This is a genomic window from Pontibacillus salipaludis (assembly GCF_014642405.1).
GTDB lineage: Bacteria > Bacillota > Bacilli > Bacillales > BH030062 > Pontibacillus > Pontibacillus salipaludis.
Map to the genome: position 1 here is coordinate 277,948 of NZ_BMIN01000004.1, position 17,258 is coordinate 295,205.

18 protein-coding genes and 1 pseudogene are annotated in these 17,258 nt (G+C 42.1%); 1 reads left to right on the plus strand and 18 read right to left on the minus strand.

The genetic code is table 11. From position 1 onward, the window contains the following. Window positions 1-374: 374 nt before the first annotated feature. The 17 genes from IEW76_RS07080 to IEW76_RS07160 form a co-directional block, all read right to left on the minus strand. Window positions 375-1,151, minus strand: coding sequence for an ABC transporter permease (locus tag IEW76_RS07080; RefSeq protein WP_188652236.1), 777 nt, complete (start codon window positions 1,149-1,151; stop codon window positions 375-377). Then, a complete protein-coding gene (locus IEW76_RS07085; RefSeq protein ID WP_188652238.1) occupies window positions 1,148-2,101 on the minus strand; it encodes an ABC transporter ATP-binding protein in 954 nt (317 codons plus the stop codon). The genes IEW76_RS07080 and IEW76_RS07085 overlap by 4 nt, the downstream gene beginning before the upstream one ends. A gap of 241 nt (window positions 2,102-2,342) precedes the next feature. After that, window positions 2,343-2,597 carry an HPr family phosphocarrier protein gene (locus IEW76_RS07090; RefSeq protein WP_188652240.1) on the minus strand — a complete coding sequence of 85 codons (255 nt, stop codon included), beginning with the start codon at window positions 2,595-2,597 and terminating at the stop codon, window positions 2,343-2,345. A gap of 154 nt (window positions 2,598-2,751) precedes the next feature. Continuing rightward, window positions 2,752-3,696, minus strand: a complete 945-nt coding sequence (gene whiA, locus IEW76_RS07095; protein WP_188652243.1) for a DNA-binding protein WhiA — start codon at window positions 3,694-3,696, stop codon at window positions 2,752-2,754. A 43-nt stretch (window positions 3,697-3,739) separates the two neighbouring features. Next, window positions 3,740-4,696 (minus strand): gluconeogenesis morphogenetic factor MgfK, encoded by a 957-nt coding sequence (mgfK, locus tag IEW76_RS07100; protein ID WP_188652245.1) that lies wholly within the window; start codon window positions 4,694-4,696, stop codon window positions 3,740-3,742. Window positions 4,697-4,699: 3 nt separating this feature from the next. Continuing rightward, window positions 4,700-5,584, minus strand: a complete 885-nt coding sequence (gene rapZ / locus IEW76_RS07105) for an RNase adapter RapZ (protein WP_188652247.1) — start codon at window positions 5,582-5,584, stop codon at window positions 4,700-4,702. 18 nt (window positions 5,585-5,602) lie between these two features. Next, window positions 5,603-6,067, minus strand: coding sequence for an 8-oxo-dGTP diphosphatase (locus IEW76_RS07110; RefSeq protein ID WP_188652249.1), 465 nt, complete (start codon window positions 6,065-6,067; stop codon window positions 5,603-5,605). A gap of 775 nt (window positions 6,068-6,842) precedes the next feature. Further along, window positions 6,843-7,790, minus strand: a complete 948-nt coding sequence (gene trxB, locus IEW76_RS07115; protein ID WP_188652251.1) for a thioredoxin-disulfide reductase — start codon at window positions 7,788-7,790, stop codon at window positions 6,843-6,845. Window positions 7,791-7,880: 90 nt separating this feature from the next. Next, on the minus strand, window positions 7,881-8,897 hold the full coding sequence (locus IEW76_RS07120) for a tetratricopeptide repeat protein (protein ID WP_188652253.1): 1,017 nt from the start codon (window positions 8,895-8,897) through the stop codon (window positions 7,881-7,883). A gap of 96 nt (window positions 8,898-8,993) precedes the next feature. Next, window positions 8,994-9,623 carry a bifunctional phosphoribosyl-AMP cyclohydrolase/phosphoribosyl-ATP diphosphatase HisIE gene (gene hisIE / locus IEW76_RS07125; protein WP_188652255.1) on the minus strand — a complete coding sequence of 210 codons (630 nt, stop codon included), beginning with the start codon at window positions 9,621-9,623 and terminating at the stop codon, window positions 8,994-8,996. Beyond that, entirely contained in the window at window positions 9,620-10,378 is a 759-nt protein-coding gene (gene hisF / locus IEW76_RS07130; protein WP_188652257.1) for an imidazole glycerol phosphate synthase subunit HisF, read from the minus strand. Before hisF ends, hisIE begins: the two co-directional genes overlap by 4 nt. Further along, a complete protein-coding gene (hisA, locus tag IEW76_RS07135) occupies window positions 10,378-11,112 on the minus strand; it encodes a 1-(5-phosphoribosyl)-5-[(5-phosphoribosylamino)methylideneamino]imidazole-4-carboxamide isomerase (RefSeq protein WP_188652259.1) in 735 nt (244 codons plus the stop codon). Before hisA ends, hisF begins: the two co-directional genes overlap by 1 nt. Then, window positions 11,109-11,750 carry an imidazole glycerol phosphate synthase subunit HisH gene (hisH, locus tag IEW76_RS07140; protein ID WP_188652261.1) on the minus strand — a complete coding sequence of 214 codons (642 nt, stop codon included), beginning with the start codon at window positions 11,748-11,750 and terminating at the stop codon, window positions 11,109-11,111. The genes hisA and hisH overlap by 4 nt, the downstream gene beginning before the upstream one ends. Next, window positions 11,751-12,344 carry an imidazoleglycerol-phosphate dehydratase HisB gene (gene hisB, locus IEW76_RS07145; protein WP_188652263.1) on the minus strand — a complete coding sequence of 198 codons (594 nt, stop codon included), beginning with the start codon at window positions 12,342-12,344 and terminating at the stop codon, window positions 11,751-11,753. After that, window positions 12,341-13,618: a histidinol dehydrogenase gene (hisD, locus tag IEW76_RS07150; RefSeq protein WP_188652265.1), complete on the minus strand. Its 1,278-nt coding sequence runs from the start codon at window positions 13,616-13,618 to the stop codon at window positions 12,341-12,343. Before hisD ends, hisB begins: the two co-directional genes overlap by 4 nt. A gap of 13 nt (window positions 13,619-13,631) precedes the next feature. After that, window positions 13,632-14,252, minus strand: coding sequence for an ATP phosphoribosyltransferase (gene hisG, locus IEW76_RS07155; protein ID WP_188652267.1), 621 nt, complete (start codon window positions 14,250-14,252; stop codon window positions 13,632-13,634). Beyond that, window positions 14,245-15,417, minus strand: coding sequence for an ATP phosphoribosyltransferase regulatory subunit (locus IEW76_RS07160; RefSeq protein WP_188652269.1), 1,173 nt, complete (start codon window positions 15,415-15,417; stop codon window positions 14,245-14,247). The genes hisG and IEW76_RS07160 overlap by 8 nt, the downstream gene beginning before the upstream one ends. 326 nt (window positions 15,418-15,743) lie before the next feature. Here IEW76_RS07160 and IEW76_RS07165 point away from each other — a divergent pair, with 326 nt between their 5' ends. Then, window positions 15,744-16,094: a YqfO family protein gene (locus IEW76_RS07165; RefSeq protein WP_188652271.1), complete on the plus strand. Its 351-nt coding sequence runs from the start codon at window positions 15,744-15,746 to the stop codon at window positions 16,092-16,094. A gap of 124 nt (window positions 16,095-16,218) precedes the next feature. Here IEW76_RS07165 and bioB read toward each other — a convergent pair. Further along, window positions 16,219-17,142 (minus strand): annotated as a pseudogene (gene bioB / locus IEW76_RS07170) (biotin synthase BioB); the annotation flags it as partial. Window positions 17,143-17,258: the final 116 nt, after the last annotated feature.

A 17,258-nucleotide genomic window follows, 5' to 3' on the forward strand; every position in this document is an offset into this window, starting at 1 on the left:
ACGGACCACTTCTAAATTTTCTCCATCCTCTCCTTATTTGGCAAGTTTCCGTTTCTCCGTATTTGGCAAAGGTGGGCCGGGAAACTGCGAGACTCCTGCGGGAGAAAGAGGTAGACGAGACCCCGCACCGAACGCAGTGAGGGAGGAGGCTCTAAAAAGAAAGAGGAAGTTCGACTAAAACCGTCACGTCCTATGACAACGTCGAACGACCCCACCTCGTGTGGGGCCGCCCGCGGAAAGCGAGTAGTTTCGGCCCACCTTACTCAACACTAACGTTAACGGAAACATTCTCTCAACTCCGACTCTTGAACAAACCTATTATGAGAGATAACCACATAAAAAGAAGGCTAGCATCATAGCTAGCCTTCTCCTCATTAATAATGACCCAACAACCCTTTATTCATCGCCAAGCGTTCACAACTTCGATAAACGATGACGCCAACAATGGCGTAAAAAATCCCATTCCCAACTAACCAGGAGTAATCTACCCACGTAAAGTCTCCAAGGGTATAACCATGAATCATAACGTGACGCATCATATCGACTCCTTTTACAAAAGGAGCAAAAACGAGGTAAGGGGCGACGGAGAGCGGGACAAATGCAAATGCCATGAGAATAAATTGCAAGATTTGCAAGAACGCATCGACTTGTTTAAAGATGACTGATATACCAGCAATAATAAAACTAACGCCAATCATACTAATAATGGTCAGTAAGAGAATAGGAATAATAGCTCCTACGTTTAAGTGCAACCACTCTCCTGTTGTTAGCATTGAAGAAAAAATGAGTACGATCATAATACTGAGATGAATGGCTACCATTCCAAACACACGAGCCAAAAGAATCCGCCATGCTGAAACAGGAGACATATACAACTGTTCCAACGTTCCTCGCATCGCTTCCATTGTAATGGCTCCCCCAGTCGATTGGAGTGTCATCATTGCAAAGTACCAAAATACATAGTTTACGATAATGTACTGAGTATTTGAAGAAGCTTCAGCCGGATCGCCAACTACTTGAATTCCAAAGAATAGAGCTAGAAAGATGATATAAAATGTGGCCAATAAGCTTAACGTATTGGGTAAGTAACGCTTCATTTCTATAAATTCTTTCTTTGTGTTCACTCGTAAGACTTGTAGAAAGGCACTCATGATACAGCCTCCTCTTTTACTAGTCTTCTAAATACTTGCTCAAAATTTACTTGAGTGCGATTAATTGTTTCAATACCCGTTTGGTTAAGGCTGAGTATATTCATTATTTGATAAATCGCTTCTTCATGTTCTAGACTAACTTCTAAGGTGAGGTCATGGAGATTAAAAATTGGGAACTGATGGTGGAGTTTGGTGAGTTGTTCTTCGGTGAGCGTTTCTTTTAATTGAATTTCATAGGCGCTTGTTTCAAATAACTTTAGGAGATGCTGTACATTTTCATCGGCAATAACCTTTCCGCTATTGATAATGACCGTTCGTTTACAAAGGTCTTGCACAACGGCCATATCATGTGTACTAATGATAATTGTTTTTCCTTCTTGCTCTGCAATGTGCTTTAACAATGAACGAACTTCATAACTGGTTTCTACATCTAAGCCAAGGGTTGGCTCATCAAGTAGAATCACGTCTGTATTCGCCATTAAGGCAACAGCTATAGCCAGCTTTTGCTGCATACCACGTGAAAGATTATTCACAATCTCACTGCGTTTATCTTCTAAGCGAAAAAGTTCCAGGAGTTGGTCAATTCGCTCTTTGGATTCTTTTTTCCTCATGCCACGATTACCCGAAAAATACTCAAGATTCTCTTCTACAGATAAACGCCAATACACATTTCGATTCCCCTCTAATACTGCACTAATGTGACGTAAAGCCTTGTTACGCTCTTTCACGCTGTCATACCCGTTAATTTTAATCGATCCTTGATCAGGAACGAGTAGTCCACATATACTTTTAATCGTAGTGGTTTTACCTGCTCCGTTTGGTCCAAGCAGCCCTACAATTTCCCCCTTACGAACGGAGAAAGAAATATCATCCACAGCTATAAACTCTTCTTTGGATTTCCGTTTTTTATATCCTTTTCGAATACCTTCTACTTCAATGATTGTTTCCATATAATCCTCCCTTTTCCCTTATCTATAACCTATTATATAAACTACATCCATTTCCTTCCTCCTACCTGAGAAGATATTTTACTCAGCCTCAAGTCGGAACTATACTCTTATACTAAACCTCGCCGAGATCATGACCTCCCAGAAACCACAGCTACATAAAAAAGCTCAAGAATCGATTCCATATCGATTCTTGAGCTTTGTTGTTCATTTCTTCACAATTAAGATAACAAATAAGTATACCTTACTGACTAGTCACAAATTCAACTAGTTTATCAATAGCGCTGTCTTGATCTGTTCCTTCTGCCTGAAGTGTAATCGTTTCTCCTGGCCCAACAGCAACACTCATGAGTCCCATGATGCTTTTAGCATTTACCCGTTTTCCTTCTTTCTCTAAAAAGATATCGGATGAAAAACGATTGGCTTCTTGAACGAATAAGGCAGCTGGCCTTGCTTGTAATCCGGTACTTAATTCTACTTTCACAGACCGCTCGATCAATCCAATTCCCCTCTCTGTATCATCTATTTAAATAAGGTTTTCATCATTTTCGAAAGCGCTATCACACATTTGTAAAAAAAACGCTTCCGATAAGAAGCGTCGAAATTTTAAGATTATTATATCATGAACCTCATAAAAAAGGAATGGATATCTATTATTTAACCGCAAGTTCGCCTTTACGAAGCTTATCAGCAAATTCATCAATTTTACGAAGGCGATGATTCACGCCAGATTTACTAATGGTAGGAGACATAAGCTCCCCAAGCTCTTTCAAGGTAACATCTTGATGCTCTACACGAAGGACGGCTAGTTCTTGTAATTTATCCGGCAAGGCTTCTAATCCCACTGTACTTTGAATAAGTTTAATATTCTCTACCTGACGGAAGGCAGCTCCAATTGTTTTATTCAGATTAGCCGTTTCACAATTTACAAGTCGATTCACAGAATTTCGCATATCACGCATTATGCGGACATCTTCAAATTTCAATAAGGCTTGGTGACCTCCAATGATATTGAGGAATTCAGTAATCTTCTCGGCTTCTTTCAAATAGCAGATATACCCTTTTCTCCGCTCAATTGCTCTTGCGTGTAGATCAAACTGATTCATAAGTTCACACAGAGATTCATTGTGATCTTCATAAAAGGTGAAGATCTCCATGTGGTAAGAAGATGTTTCTGGATTATTTACAGATCCACCTGCTAAGAAGGCACCTCTTAAATAGGCACGCATACAGCATGATTTTTGCTGATACTTTTTGGAAATCGTCCGAATTAGAGTAAAAGGCTCTTCTAGTATCTCTAAATCCTGCAATAAATCACGAACCTTTTCTTTCATTCGAACAATATAAACGTTATTCTTCTTTAAACGCATTTTTTTACGAACCAATAGCTCTACTGGTAGTTGGTATAGATTTTTGACTAACGTATAAATTCGACGGGCAATCGCTGCATTTTCCGTTTGAACATCTAGAATATAGTTCCGATTGGAAAACGAGATGGAGCCATTCATACGGATTAATGCTGCTAATTCTGCTTCCATGCAACACGGTTCCACTTCAATGCCGGTCAATTCTTTTTTGGTTTCAGAAGCAAATGACAACCCTCTCACCTCCTCTTCACCTAGTGGTTATTCAAGCACATGCTTAATCAAGCATAGAATATAACAACTTGGCGACTTTTGTTGTATCGTGACGTAGTGACGTTTGATTTTGATCAATAATATCACCTTCTATAACGTTAACGCCCATTTCGCGTAACCGATCTTGGTCATTAATAACAGGTGATGCATGCTCAACGGCGTACATTTTTCGAACCTCATCATCAATAATCTGATTATGGACGACAATCGAATGAAGGCATCCTTCTCCAATATGATCTTGAATGGCTTGGACGTGATCAGATGCAGTGTAGTCTGTGGTTTCTCCATGTTGAGTCATCACGTTACACACATAGACAACTTCTCCTTGCGTCTCACGTAAAGCATCTCCGATTTGAGAAACAATCATATTGGGTAGGGTACTTGTATATAAACTGCCCGGCGCAATGACAACCAGGTCTGCTTCCTTAACAGCTTTCACAGCTTCAGGAAGAGGTTGAACTGGCTCAGGGCTTAGAAAGACTCGTTTGATCTTCTTTCCTGATGTAGGAATCTTGGATTCGCCTGAAACAACAGACCCATCCATCATTTCAGCATGAAGGAACATATTTTGGTTTGCAATAGGAAAAATATTTCCTTTTACATTTAAGACACGGGAAATTTCTTTAATGCCGTGAAAGAAATCGCCAGTGATGGAATTCATAGCAGCTAAAAGTAAATTTCCCATGGAATGTCCAGATAACCCGTTGCCATTTTGAAACCGATGCTGGAAAAGATCCAACAGCATCGGCTCTGCATCAGATAATGCAGCAATAACATTTCGGATGTCACCTGGAGCCGGCATAGACAATTCCTCACGCAAACGTCCAGAGCTTCCCCCATCATCAGCAACAGTAACGATAGCTGACAAATCTATCGGGAAAGACTTTAAGCCTCGTAATAAAACCGGCATCCCTGTCCCTCCTCCAAGTACAACTACTCGAGGTAACGGTTTTTTAGGCATCGTCTATTTTCCCTTTCTTTTATCGACATCTCGATGGGTGACATGAGCAACATAATCGCGCGAGAAGTGGTTTGCAATGTGTTCTGCGATGGCTACTGAGCGGTGTTGTCCCCCAGTACAACCAATTGCAATCACAAGCTGACTCTTTCCTTCCCTTTTATATTGCGGCAACATGTACCCTAACAAGTCGAACAACTTCTCTAAAAATTGGTTCGTTTCTGTCCACTTAAATACGTATTTTGATACTTCATCATCTAACCCTGTTAACGGGCGCATCTGTTCCACATAATGTGGGTTCGGTAAGAAGCGAACATCGAATACAAGGTCCGCATCAATGGGCAATCCATATTTAAATCCAAAAGAAACAACTTGCACGGAGAACACTTGTTGTGTTTTCTCAGCGTAAGATTCCAAAATGCGCTCTCGAAGTTCACGTGGCTTCAATGTAGTAGTATCAATAATTTGTTGAGCACGACCACGAAGTTCATCAAGCATAAGACGCTCTTGCTGAATGCCTTCCATTGGTAGCCCATCTGGAGCTAAAGGATGGGAGCGGCGTGTTTCCTTATAACGTGAAACCAGTGATTGGTTTTCCGCATCAAGGAAAAGAATGTGTTCATTTAAGCCGTCTTCTTTTGACAATCGATCTAACGCTGCAAAAAGCGTATCGAAGAATTCTCTACCTCGCAAATCCATAACAAGGGCGACTTTTTGTATATTATTCTTAGGGTCCTTCATTAATTCTAAGAACTTTGGAAGTAGTGCAGGTGGTAAATTATCCACACAGAAGAAGCCCAAATCTTCAAAGCTTTGAACTGCGACTGTTTTTCCGGCACCAGACATTCCTGTGATAATTACGAGTTGGGTTTCTTGTGTTTGATCTACCATGTTTCCATCTCTCCCTTTTTATGGATTCATTGGATCAAGCGTAACGTCTATTAACTTAAAATCAAGTGTATACGTAAAGGTGCCATATAAGATTGAATTATGATTCAGTATATGTCGAAGGTAATGTTGATCGCCTTCTGCCATAGGCTTTTGAAGAACTTCTGCAACAGGAACCCATTCCAGTTCTCCTTCAGGACTTTCCGACTTTAACGTTCCTGAATAATCTTCACTGTAGAAAGTGAACATCATCCATTCATGAGCTACCTCTTCTCCGTCTTTCATAATGAAGGTAAATACACTACGAAGTTGCGGATCCTTTAGCGTTAACCCTGTTTCTTCTTTGTATTCTCGTGCTGCCGTTTCTTTAATATGCTCTCCCTGCTCCATTTTCCCACCAGGAACCACATACCAACCCCGGCGTGGCTTCTGAAGCATTAACACTTCATCGTTTTTACGTAAAACTGTATTTGTAACTCGCTGCACACTACTCACCTCATTTAAAAAATGCGAGAGGCATTCTCCTTATTATTATACTATGGTTTTTATTGTTAGAAAAGCGTATTAGAAAAGCGCAGGCGGGGTGCCCAGGGCCGTACGGATAAGCAAGCTACTGTAAGTCTGCAGAGCAGACTGGAGGTAGATTGCTTATCGCGCTAGGCCCTCCCCGCCGGAGCTAGACAATTAGAAAAGCGCATGGGGCTCGCCCAGGGGCGTACGGATAAGCAAAATGCCGGAAGTGGCGATTAGCCACTGCAGGTAGTTTGCTTATCTCGCTAGCCCCTAGCCCCCGGAGCTAGACATGAAAAGCGCAGGCGGGGTGCCCAGGGCCGTACGGATAAGACAGCTTTTCGGAAAAGGCGAATAGCCTTTGGAGAAAAGATGACTTATCTCGCTAGGCCCTCCCCGCCGGAGCTAGACATCAGAAAAGCGCAGGCGGGGTGCCCAGCAAAAGAGGAAGTTCGGTTAAAAACGGCACGTCCTGTGCCAACACCGAACTGACCTGCATCCTGCAGGCCCGCATAAGCAAAATGCCATAAGTTCGCGTAACGCACCTTCACCACTTACATTTAGACAAAAAAAGGGGCACAGGCGAATTTGCCTGTGCCAAATATATTTATTAAAAGGGGGTCAATTAGTTAATTATATTATACCCCATAATTGTTTCATGCGTGTTACAGCACAATTAAAATGCTATTACGTTTCGTTACGTTTGGTAACAGGCATCTTTACAATTGCGGCTGAACCTTGCATGGAACGCTTATGCTTCGCCAATTTCCTCTAACAAGTTCTCGATGTAGTGTTGAGCTGATTGAGCTGCAATACTACCATCACCTGTAGCGGTTACGATTTGACGAAGTTCCTTTTCACGAATATCTCCGGCTGCGAAGATTCCTGGCACTTTCGTTTCCATTTTTTCATTTGTTTCGATATAGCCGTTTTCGTTTGTAATGCCGATGGATTCAAATGGTTTACTTAGAGGAATCATACCGATATAGATAAACACACCATCAATTGGTTTGTCGTACTCTTCGCCCGTCTTGTTATTTACAAGAGAAACGCTTCCTACTTTACCATTTTCATCGTTAATTTTCGTTACCTCAGTATCCCAAATAAAATCGATCTTTTCGTTGTCATAGGCACGTTGTTGTAGAATTTGCTGTGCACGTAAGGAATCACGACGGTGAACAATCGTTACTTTGCTTGCAAAGCGAGTTAAATAAACTCCTTCTTCAACAGCGGAGTCGCCTCCACCAACAACAACGAGTTCTTTGTTCTTGAAGAATGCACCATCACATACGGCACAGTATGAAACACCACGGCCGCCAAGTTCGGATTCACCAGGCACACCTAATGCTTTATATTGAGCTCCTGTTCCGATAATAATGGAACGAGCTTTATATTCTTTATTTCCTGCTTTAACGGTTTTATATTCTTTACCGTCAACGATCTCTTTAATGTCTCCGTATGCATATTCTGCACCGAATTTCTTAGCGTGATCAAACATTTTATTTGAAAGGTCCGGACCTAGAATATGCTCATACCCAGGGTAGTTCTCAACTTCTTCGGTATTCGCCATTTGTCCGCCTGGAATTCCACGTTCAATCATAAGTGTATTTAAGTTAGCACGAGAAGTGTAAACAGCTGCTGTCATACCTGCCGGGCCAGCACCTGCGATGATTACATCGTAGATCATTTCTTCGCTCACTTCGCTCAACCCCTTTTCATTCTCTTTTGCTGTAATCTCATGGTATAAAATCTGTCCAATTGAGTCTACCTATATGCTCATGAGGGTATTTTATCCTTGTTGCCACGGTCCGCCTTGTTCTGCTAGATTTGGGTGTCTAGTGCATCCTTCTTCCCATAAGCTTAACGCTTTAGAAGGCTCTCCGGTATGGTAAGCTGCTATGCTAAACCATTTATAATAAGATAAGTGCCCTTTTAGTTTACCTTTTTCCAACCGGCAAAAACGATCATACGCTGCTTCGTACTCCCCAACTTGGGTTAACGTAGCAGCTACACGAAGTTTTTGTTGCTCTCCTATAGGATACACATTTCGAAGTTTTTGTATGTGCTCCTGACTTTGTTGAGTCTTCCCTTGATGGAAATAAAACACAGCCAGATTACACATAGAGTGAAGAGACAACGGTTCCTGCTCACGCCAATCTTCCTCTAGCTCTATTGCTTCTTGCTCTTCACCCGCGAAAAAGAGACATACGGCATAATCATGCTTAGCCGAAACAAAATTAGGAAAGAGACGAATCATTTCCTCTAAAATGGGTAGCGCTTCTTTCCATTGTTGTCGCTCCATATAATAAAAAGCCGACTCTTGGTGCATCATTAATTCATCTTCTTCTTCAAATGCCCAATCGTCGTCCTCATCCTCTTCTTCTTCTATATCTAGCACAGAGACTAATTGCTCTGCTTCTTCTTTAAAATCACCTTCAGGGGCTTTATTCAAGTACTCTTTAGCGTACTTCTTAGCATCCTGAAATAACCCTAAGTGAGCATAGTTATTCGAAATAAGATAATAACAATCGACATATTCATGGCCAAAATCTGCTAATACATTCATTAAAATCTGGTTCGCTGTATGATAATCACCCGTCTCTGTATGCACGACAGAAAGCTGGCATTGATAAACCGGTTGCTTTGGTGATAATTCAACCGCTCTTCGTAACCATTTTGATGCTTTTTCAAATTCACGCTTTCTGAAAGCACGAACACCTTTATTGAAGTAAAACTCACCTTCAGGGGTGAACGGAATTATATTATCAACAACAGCTCCTCCAGTATTGTTGTTTGAAGTATGCATGTAGGTCCTCCTATCTTCGAACCGTAACATTCCTTTAGCAGTATACCATATTTGTAAAGGGGATTATAGGAGCGATTCCGTTTTTATCCATACGACTTACTTTTTGCTGCTTCTACCTTCTAAGGCTCCAAGCACATGATCAAATGGAACTCCTCTTTCAGTAAGGAGCATAAGCGTATGGAATAACAAGTCTGCCGTTTCCCATGTTAACTCCTCAGCGTCATTATTTTTCGCCGCAATAATGACTTCACCTGCTTCTTCGCCCACTTTCTTAAGTATTCGATCCACACCTTCTTGGAATAACTGAGATGTATACGAACCTTCTGGTAAAGTGGCTAAACGTTCAGCCAATGTACTTTGCAAATCGTCCAGAATTTCATAACGGTTGCTTTTGGATTCTATTTCTTTCCCATACACCGTTTCTGAGAAACAAGAATAGTCCCCTTTATGACAAGCAGGTCCTTGAGGAATCACTTGTAGCAATACAGCATCTTGATCGCAGTCATACTTCATCGATTGGATGGATTGAGTGTTTCCAGACGTGGCTCCTTTGTGCCATAACTCTTGGCGAGAACGACTGTAAAGGTGTGTCTCTCCTGATTCAACTGATTTCTTAACGGCTTCTTCATTCATGTAAGCAAGCGTCAGAACTTCTTTACTACGTGCATCTTGTATAATCGCTGGAACAAGTCCTTTTTCATCAAATTGTATGGCTTCTACATTCATCTCACATGCACCCCGTTTTCTTTTAATTCACCTTTCACACTCTGTACGGATGTTTCTTTATAGTGGAAGATTGAAGCTGCGAGTGCAGCATCTGCGTCCGCTTCCTTGAAAACATCTACGAAATGTTGCGCATTGCCAGCTCCGCCTGAAGCAATCACAGGAACATCGACAACTTGTTGAACCGCCTTAAGAAGATCAAGATCAAAGCCTGTTTTCTCACCATCTTGATCCATACTTGTTAACAGAATTTCTCCTGCCCCTCTCTCTACAACATGCTTAGCCCAGTCACGCACTTCCCATTCTGTAGCATTACGTCCACCGTGTGTATATACACGCCAAGAGCCGATCGAATCATCGAAACGTGCATCTATTGCCACAACAATACACTGCGCCCCGAAAAAGTCAGAGCCCTCAGTAATCAACTCAGGATTCCTTACGGCCGCTGAGTTTAACGATACTTTATCAGCTCCTGCCCGCAAAATGGCGCGCATGTCCTCAAGAGAACCAATGCCTCCCCCAACTGTAAATGGGATAGCGAGCGTACCTGCAACTTCACGAACGACTTCAATCATCGTTTTACGCCCTTCATGAGAAGCTGAGATGTCTAAAAATACAAGCTCATCTGCCCCTTGTTTATCATAAACCGTAGCCAGCTCGACTGGATCACCTGCATCACGGATCTGAACAAATTGAATCCCCTTTACAACGCGGCCATCTTTCACATCTAGACAGGGAATAATACGTTTTGTGAGCATTATTGATTCACCTCAGTTAATGCTTTTCTTAGAGGAAGTTCTTTTGTGTAGATGGCTTTTCCAACAATAGCACCACCGACATTTTGATCACTATATTTCTTTAAGCTTATAAGGTCTTCTATATTACGAACACCACCAGAGGCAATAACCTCTTTCCCAGTTTGTTTGGCTAGCTCGACAATTTGATCTGTGCTTGGCCCGCTCATCATACCGTCCTTTGAGATATCGGTATAAATAAACGTCTCAACACCCGCTTCAGCAAAATATTGTCCCACTTCAATCGCTGTACGATCAGATTTCGTTAACCAACCATCCGTTGCCACGTATCCATCACGCGCATCTAATCCTATTGCAATCTTGCTCCCGTATTCCGCTACTAGTTCCTTCGTTAATTCCGGGTTCGAAATAGCCAAGCTTCCAATAATAACGCGGTCTACACCACGGTCTAAATAGTATGCTGCATCTTCTTTGTTTCGGATGCCGCCTCCCATTTGTACGTTTACAGACAACTCGTCAACAACACGAAGGATGTGCTCTGCATTTATACGCTTTCCTTCTTTCGCACCGTCTAAGTCCACCATGTGGATCCATTCAGCCCCTTGTTCTAGAAAGCCCTTTGCTACATCAAACGGTGAATCCCCGTAAATCGTTTCTTTATCGAAATCTCCTTGTTCAAGACGTACACATTTCCCGTTTTTCATATCGATTGCTGGATAGATTGTAAATTGACTCATAGTTCGACTCCTCCCTTACTGACCAGTTCACAAAAGTTTCGTAAAATTGTCATGCCCGTATCCCCACTCTTCTCTGGGTGAAACTGCGCCCCAAATACATTCGCTCTACCGACTACCGCAGGCACTTCTGTTTCATACTGAGCACTTGCGATGATGTCCTCACGCTGTTTAGCTTGAACGTAGTAAGAATGTACGAAATAAACATAACCATCTTCCACATTTTGAAGAAGGGGCGAACTAGGTTGCTGTGGATCAAGGTGATTCCAGCCCATATGAGGAACCTTAAAACGATTCCCTTCTGAATCAATTCCTTTAAAACGCACCACACTCCCTGGCAACAACCCTAACCCTTCTGTCATGCCTCCTTCGTCACTTTCATCAAACAAGAGCTGCATCCCTAAACAAATGCCGAGAAGCGGCATCCCTTCAGCTGCTTTAGACAAGACAAAATCCTTCATCCCTGTTTCAGCTAAAGATTTCATTGCGTCAGGAAAAGCTCCTACTCCAGGAAGGATAAGCCCCTCGCATTGAGCAAGTTGTTCCGGATCGCTTGTTAGGACATATGGAACATCTAAACGTTCTAGCGCTTTTGAAACGCTGAATAAATTTCCCATCCCGTAATCGATAATACCGATCATTTACAAACTCCCCTTTGTCGACATAATGCCCTGAATACGAGGATCAATTTGCGTAGCTTCATCAAGTGCACGGGCTGTTGCTTTAAAGATTGCCTCAATAATATGATGTGTGTTGGTTCCGTGATGCACAACGATATGTAAATTCATGCGAGCTTCAAGCGCAAGCTTCCAGAAAAACTCATGAACATTCTCTGTATCAAATGTGCCCACTTTAGAAGCTGGCAAATCCGCTCTCCATTCGAGATGTGGACGGTCACTTAGGTCTACGGCAACCGTTACAAGCGTTTCATCCATAGGAAGTGAAAAGGAGCCATAACGCTTGATACCCGCTTTATCCAATAATGCTTCCCGAAGTGCCCGTCCTAGACAGATACCGATATCTTCCGTCAGATGGTGATCATCTACCTCCACATCACCTTTTCCTTCAACGGTTAGGTCGAAGAAACCGTGCTTTTTAAATAATTCAAGCATATGAGTTAGGAAAGGAACTTGTGTATGGATCGTCCCTTTCCCCGTTCCATCGATAGCTAAATCCAGTGATATGTTTGTTTCTCCTGTTTCTCGTTCGATTCGACTTACTCGTTCTTCTGTCATTTCTCACCTGACTCCTTTCTCATCTCTACTGCACGAGCGTGGGCTTCTAACCCTTCTAATCTTGCAAAGCGAGCAATCTTATCAGCATGTTTATCATAAGAAGCCTTACTGTAATAAATGACGCTTGATTTCTTCACAAAGTCATCTACATTGAGAGGGCTAGAAAAGCGTGCAGTTCCACTTGTCGGTAATACGTGATTTGGCCCGGCAAAATAGTCCCCGATAGGCTCTGAGCTATATCTCCCTAAAAAGATGGCACCTGCATGCTTAATTTTCCCTAATAGCATAAATGGCTCTTTCGTCTGAACTTCTAAGTGTTCCGGAGCTAACTCATTGACTACGTCTACTGCCTGAGATAAGTTATCACAAATTACAATCCCGCCATAGTCGTTCACACTCGCTTGAGCTATCTGTTTACGCGGAAGGTGCTCAAGTTGTTGGTGTACTTCTCTGGTCACCTCTTCGGCGAGTTCTTGGGAAGATGTCACTAAAACGCTTGAAGATCTGGCATCGTGCTCAGCTTGTGATAGTAAATCGGCTGCAATGTCACTCGCAAAAGCTGTCTCATCAGCTAGAACTACAATTTCGCTTGGGCCGGCGATCATATCAATATCGACATCGCCAAAAACTTCTCGTTTCGCAAGGGCTACGTAGACATTTCCTGGACCAACAATTTTATCAACAGGCTGGATCGACTCTGTTCCATACGCAAGTGCCGCAACTGCCTGCGCGCCTCCTGCTTTATAGATTTCCTTAACCCCCGCTATTTCTGCAGCTACAAGTACACCCGCTGGTAATGTACCTTCTTCAGATGGAGGAGATACCATGACGATCCGTTCCACACCGGCTACAATGGCTGGCATCACATTCATAAAAACAGACGATGGATAAGCTGCCGTCCCTCCTGGAACATACACACCAACTGCATCAAGGGGTGTAATTTTTTGACCTAACATGGTTCCGTCTTGGTCCGTATCGAACCAAGAATTCCGAACTTGTTTTTGGTGGAACGAACGAATATTTGCGCACGCTTCTTCCAAAACAGCTACATCACTTGGGTCAAGTTGACTTCTTGCATGGGCAAATTCTTCTTTCGTTACAGCTAAGCTTTCCAAATCAGCTCCGTCAAGCTGTTTCGTGTAAGAGAGAACAGCTTTGTCCTGTTTTTCTTTCACATCTTCAATAATGGTTTGAACAGTAGACCTTTGATCTTCTGTACCGCCATCTACCGTTCTTTTAAACGCATCAATTTCTTTAGGTGTGATGATCTTCATGGGTTCACCCTCCTTAGACGTACTCACTTAATGCTTCAATAAGTGGATCAAGTTGTTCATTTTTTATCCGGTAACTAACTGGATTGACAATAAAGCGTGAGGTAATATCAGCAATCTTCTCATATTCTACAAGACCATTTTCTCGTAGCGTCTGGCCTGAAGATACGATATCCACAATCCGATCCGTTAATCCAATGAGGGGAGCTAGCTCAATCGATCCGTTTAGTGGGATAATCTCAATTTGCTCACCCTGCTCACGGAAGTATTCCGAAGCCACACGAGGATACTTCGTTGCAATCTTCGGCGCAATCTTGCTAAGAGGGTTGTCTGGTAAACCAGCCACCGCCAAATAACATCCGCTTATCTGTAAGTCTAGCACTTCGTAGACGTCCCGGTCTTGTTCTAACAACACATCTTTCCCTGCAATGCCGCAGTCAGCAGCACCATATTCTACATAAGTGACTACATCCATAGGCTTTGCCATCATAAGACGCACTTTATATTCAGGGAAATCTAAAATTAACTTTCTGGAATCCTCTACATCTGTAAAATCATAGCCAACTTTCTGGAGAAGTTCAGCCGCTTCTTCAAAAATTCTGCCCTTAGGCATTGCGATGGTTAACCAATTATTCAACAGAAGCGCCCCCTTCCGTCACGTCAATCACTTGCTTGTAACTGTTCTGTCCTTCTTCGTAATACGCTTTGTTTTGCAAAATGACCTGCTCTCCTTCGGCGCGAAGTTCTTGTGCCACCTGTAAACCTTGATCAAATGTATGTGGCTCGTACATGACAAGAACGGGCCCCACTTGGTCCTCACGTTGTTCCATAGCTTCGACTAAACGATCGACTCGAATCGCAAATCCTGTAGCGGAAGCTGTAGATTGGAAAGATGGAAGCAACTGATCATAACGCCCTCCGTTACAAAGAAGCGATCCTAAGTGAGGAGCATATCCTTCAAACAAAATCCCTGTGTAATAACTCATATGGCTAATGAGGTTTAGATCAAATGACACGTACTCACTCACGCCGTATGATTCTAGAAGGTTTTGTAACTGTTTCAGCTCATTCGTAGCTCGGTGACAGGCACCATTTGTTGTAATTTCTTCAGCAGTTGCTAACACGTCTTTCTGTCCTCTAAGTGAAAGTAATTGCTTCATTCTAGCCTTATTCTCACCTGAAAGAGCAACTTGTTCTAATGCTTTTCTAAAACCAACATAATTCTTTCTATACAAGTAACGCAAAAACTCTTCTTGCGTTTCTTCTTGATCTCCGAAGACTTCTTTTAAGAGACCTTTCACATATCCAATATGACCTACCGTTAACTGGAACTCTTCTAGTCCGGCAGCTTTTAGTGTTTCAATCTGCAAAGCAATAACCTCTGCATCGGCGTAAATCGAGTTCTCACCGATATATTCAACACCAACTTGTTCAAATTGAGCAGGCTTCCCGCCTTCGATCTGTTGTGCGCGAAACACAGGACCGTCATAGCTTAAACGAAGCGGATACCCTTGTTCCTTTAACTGCGACGCAGCTACACGTGCAATTGGTGATGTAAGATCCGGACGAAGAACGAGCGTATGACCTTGCTGATCCAATAGTTTAAACAACTGTGTTTCTCCGATCGCACTAGCCTCTCCAACCGTTTCTAAGTATTCCATCATTGGTGTATCTAGAAATTGATATCCCCAAGATTCAATTCTATGTGAAACTGCTTCACGAGCTTTGCGTTTTTGTTGATAGAAAAAAGGAAGCGTATCGCGCATTCCTAGTGGTTTTTCGAACATAAGACGATTTGCCAAAACAATGTACCCCTCTCTATTTCCGTTGATTTGAGTAAAATAATCAAAATCCTTTAGCGTGCTAATACGATAACATGATAAAGAAAACACGTCAACGAATCAAACTTCTTCACTACACTTTCTATCTTCCCCAAATTCAAGCAGAGCAAAGCCCTGAATGGATAGGGCATGATCCAAAGGTAAGAATAATCCTTTGGGTAAAAATCCTTTCACCTCAAACTTTTAGCAGAACTTGAGTTACTCTATACTTAAAAGGCATCGTGTGTATACGTATCTCATGAGAAATATGTTAAAATTTTGTTAGATAATAATTTGGAGGTAGGCATATGAAGTTAGTACCGATTTATAGAGTCAGGACCTTTGTGGTACCAGAATACTTAGAAAACGTTATAAAAGGTGTATTGCAAATAGATGACTTAAAATATGGAAACTACAAAAACGTGGCTTGGCATTCAAGTGAAGGAGTCGAGCAGTTCGTCCCCTCTGAAGATGCTGTGCCAACAGAAGGTGAAGTTGGGGGTCGAACGAAAGTAACCTCAATACGATTAGAGTTTTCAATCCCTAAAGATGACATGTTGTTAAAGCGAATCATTGAAGAGGGGATCTATCCGAATCATCCCTGGGATGAACCAGTAGTACAGGTTACGGAAGAACGAGAAGCTCGAAAGCATATGTGATATAAAACTTACGTGTAACTAACGCAGGCTTGGACTGTAGTGAGAATACGTCAAAAAGGCGAAATCTGATCGATTTCGCCTTAGTATTCCAAATGGAGCTATTTTTTTCAGAAAACCCTTGCTTTCATAAAATAGGTTCTTCTTCTTTTACATAATCAATCTCAAACCCTAAGTCTTTTATCATCTGGTGATCTTCGGTACTATCTTGTCCATCCGTTGTTAAATAGTCCCCCACAAAAATAGAGTTAGCTGGATATAGACTGAGCGGTTGCAAACTACGCAGATTCACTTCACGCCCACCTGACACACGAATTTCTTTAGTTGGATTAATAAAACGGAATAAACATAACACTTTTAAACAGTATGTCGGAGTAAGATCATCTGTCCCCTCAAGAGCAGTACCATCAATTGCGTGAAGAAAGTTCACAGGAATTGAATCTGCATCTAATGCTTTTAATGCGCGCGCCATATCCACCACATCTTCCTTTGTTTCCTTCATACCAACAATGACACCTGAACAAGGGGATATGCCAGCACTCTTTGCATGGTTCACTGTTCCTACACGGTCTTCATACGTATGACTCGTTGTAATGGCTTCATGATGATTTTCTGAAGTATTCACATTGTGGTTATATCGATCGACGCCAGCTTCTTTCAATTCCTTTGCTTGCTCTGGCTTCAAAATACCGAGACATGCACAAACTTTAAGCTCATACTTTTGCTTAATCTCCCTTACTGCTGAAGTAACAATATTCAACTCTCTTGTCGTAGGTCCACGACCGCTTGCGACGATGCAATATGTACCAGAGTTTAAGCGATGTGCTTGTTCTGCACCTTTCATGATCGTTTCTTGATCCATCATACGATATTTCTGAATAGGCGCTTTAGAATTGATGGATTGGGCACAATATCCACAGTTCTCAGGGCAAAATCCTGATTTCGTGTTAATAATCATGTTTAATTTTACTTTGTTCCCATAATAGTGCTTCCTAACTTGATAAGCACTATGAAGCAAATCCAACAACTCTTCTTCAGGACAATCGAGTAGGAGGAGGTGACTAACCTCCGTCCTCTCACACCACCGAGCGTACGGACCCGTACTCGGCGGTTTCCCTAAGTTTGACGTAGAAATTTATATCGATGAGATAAACTACGAAGCCCTAG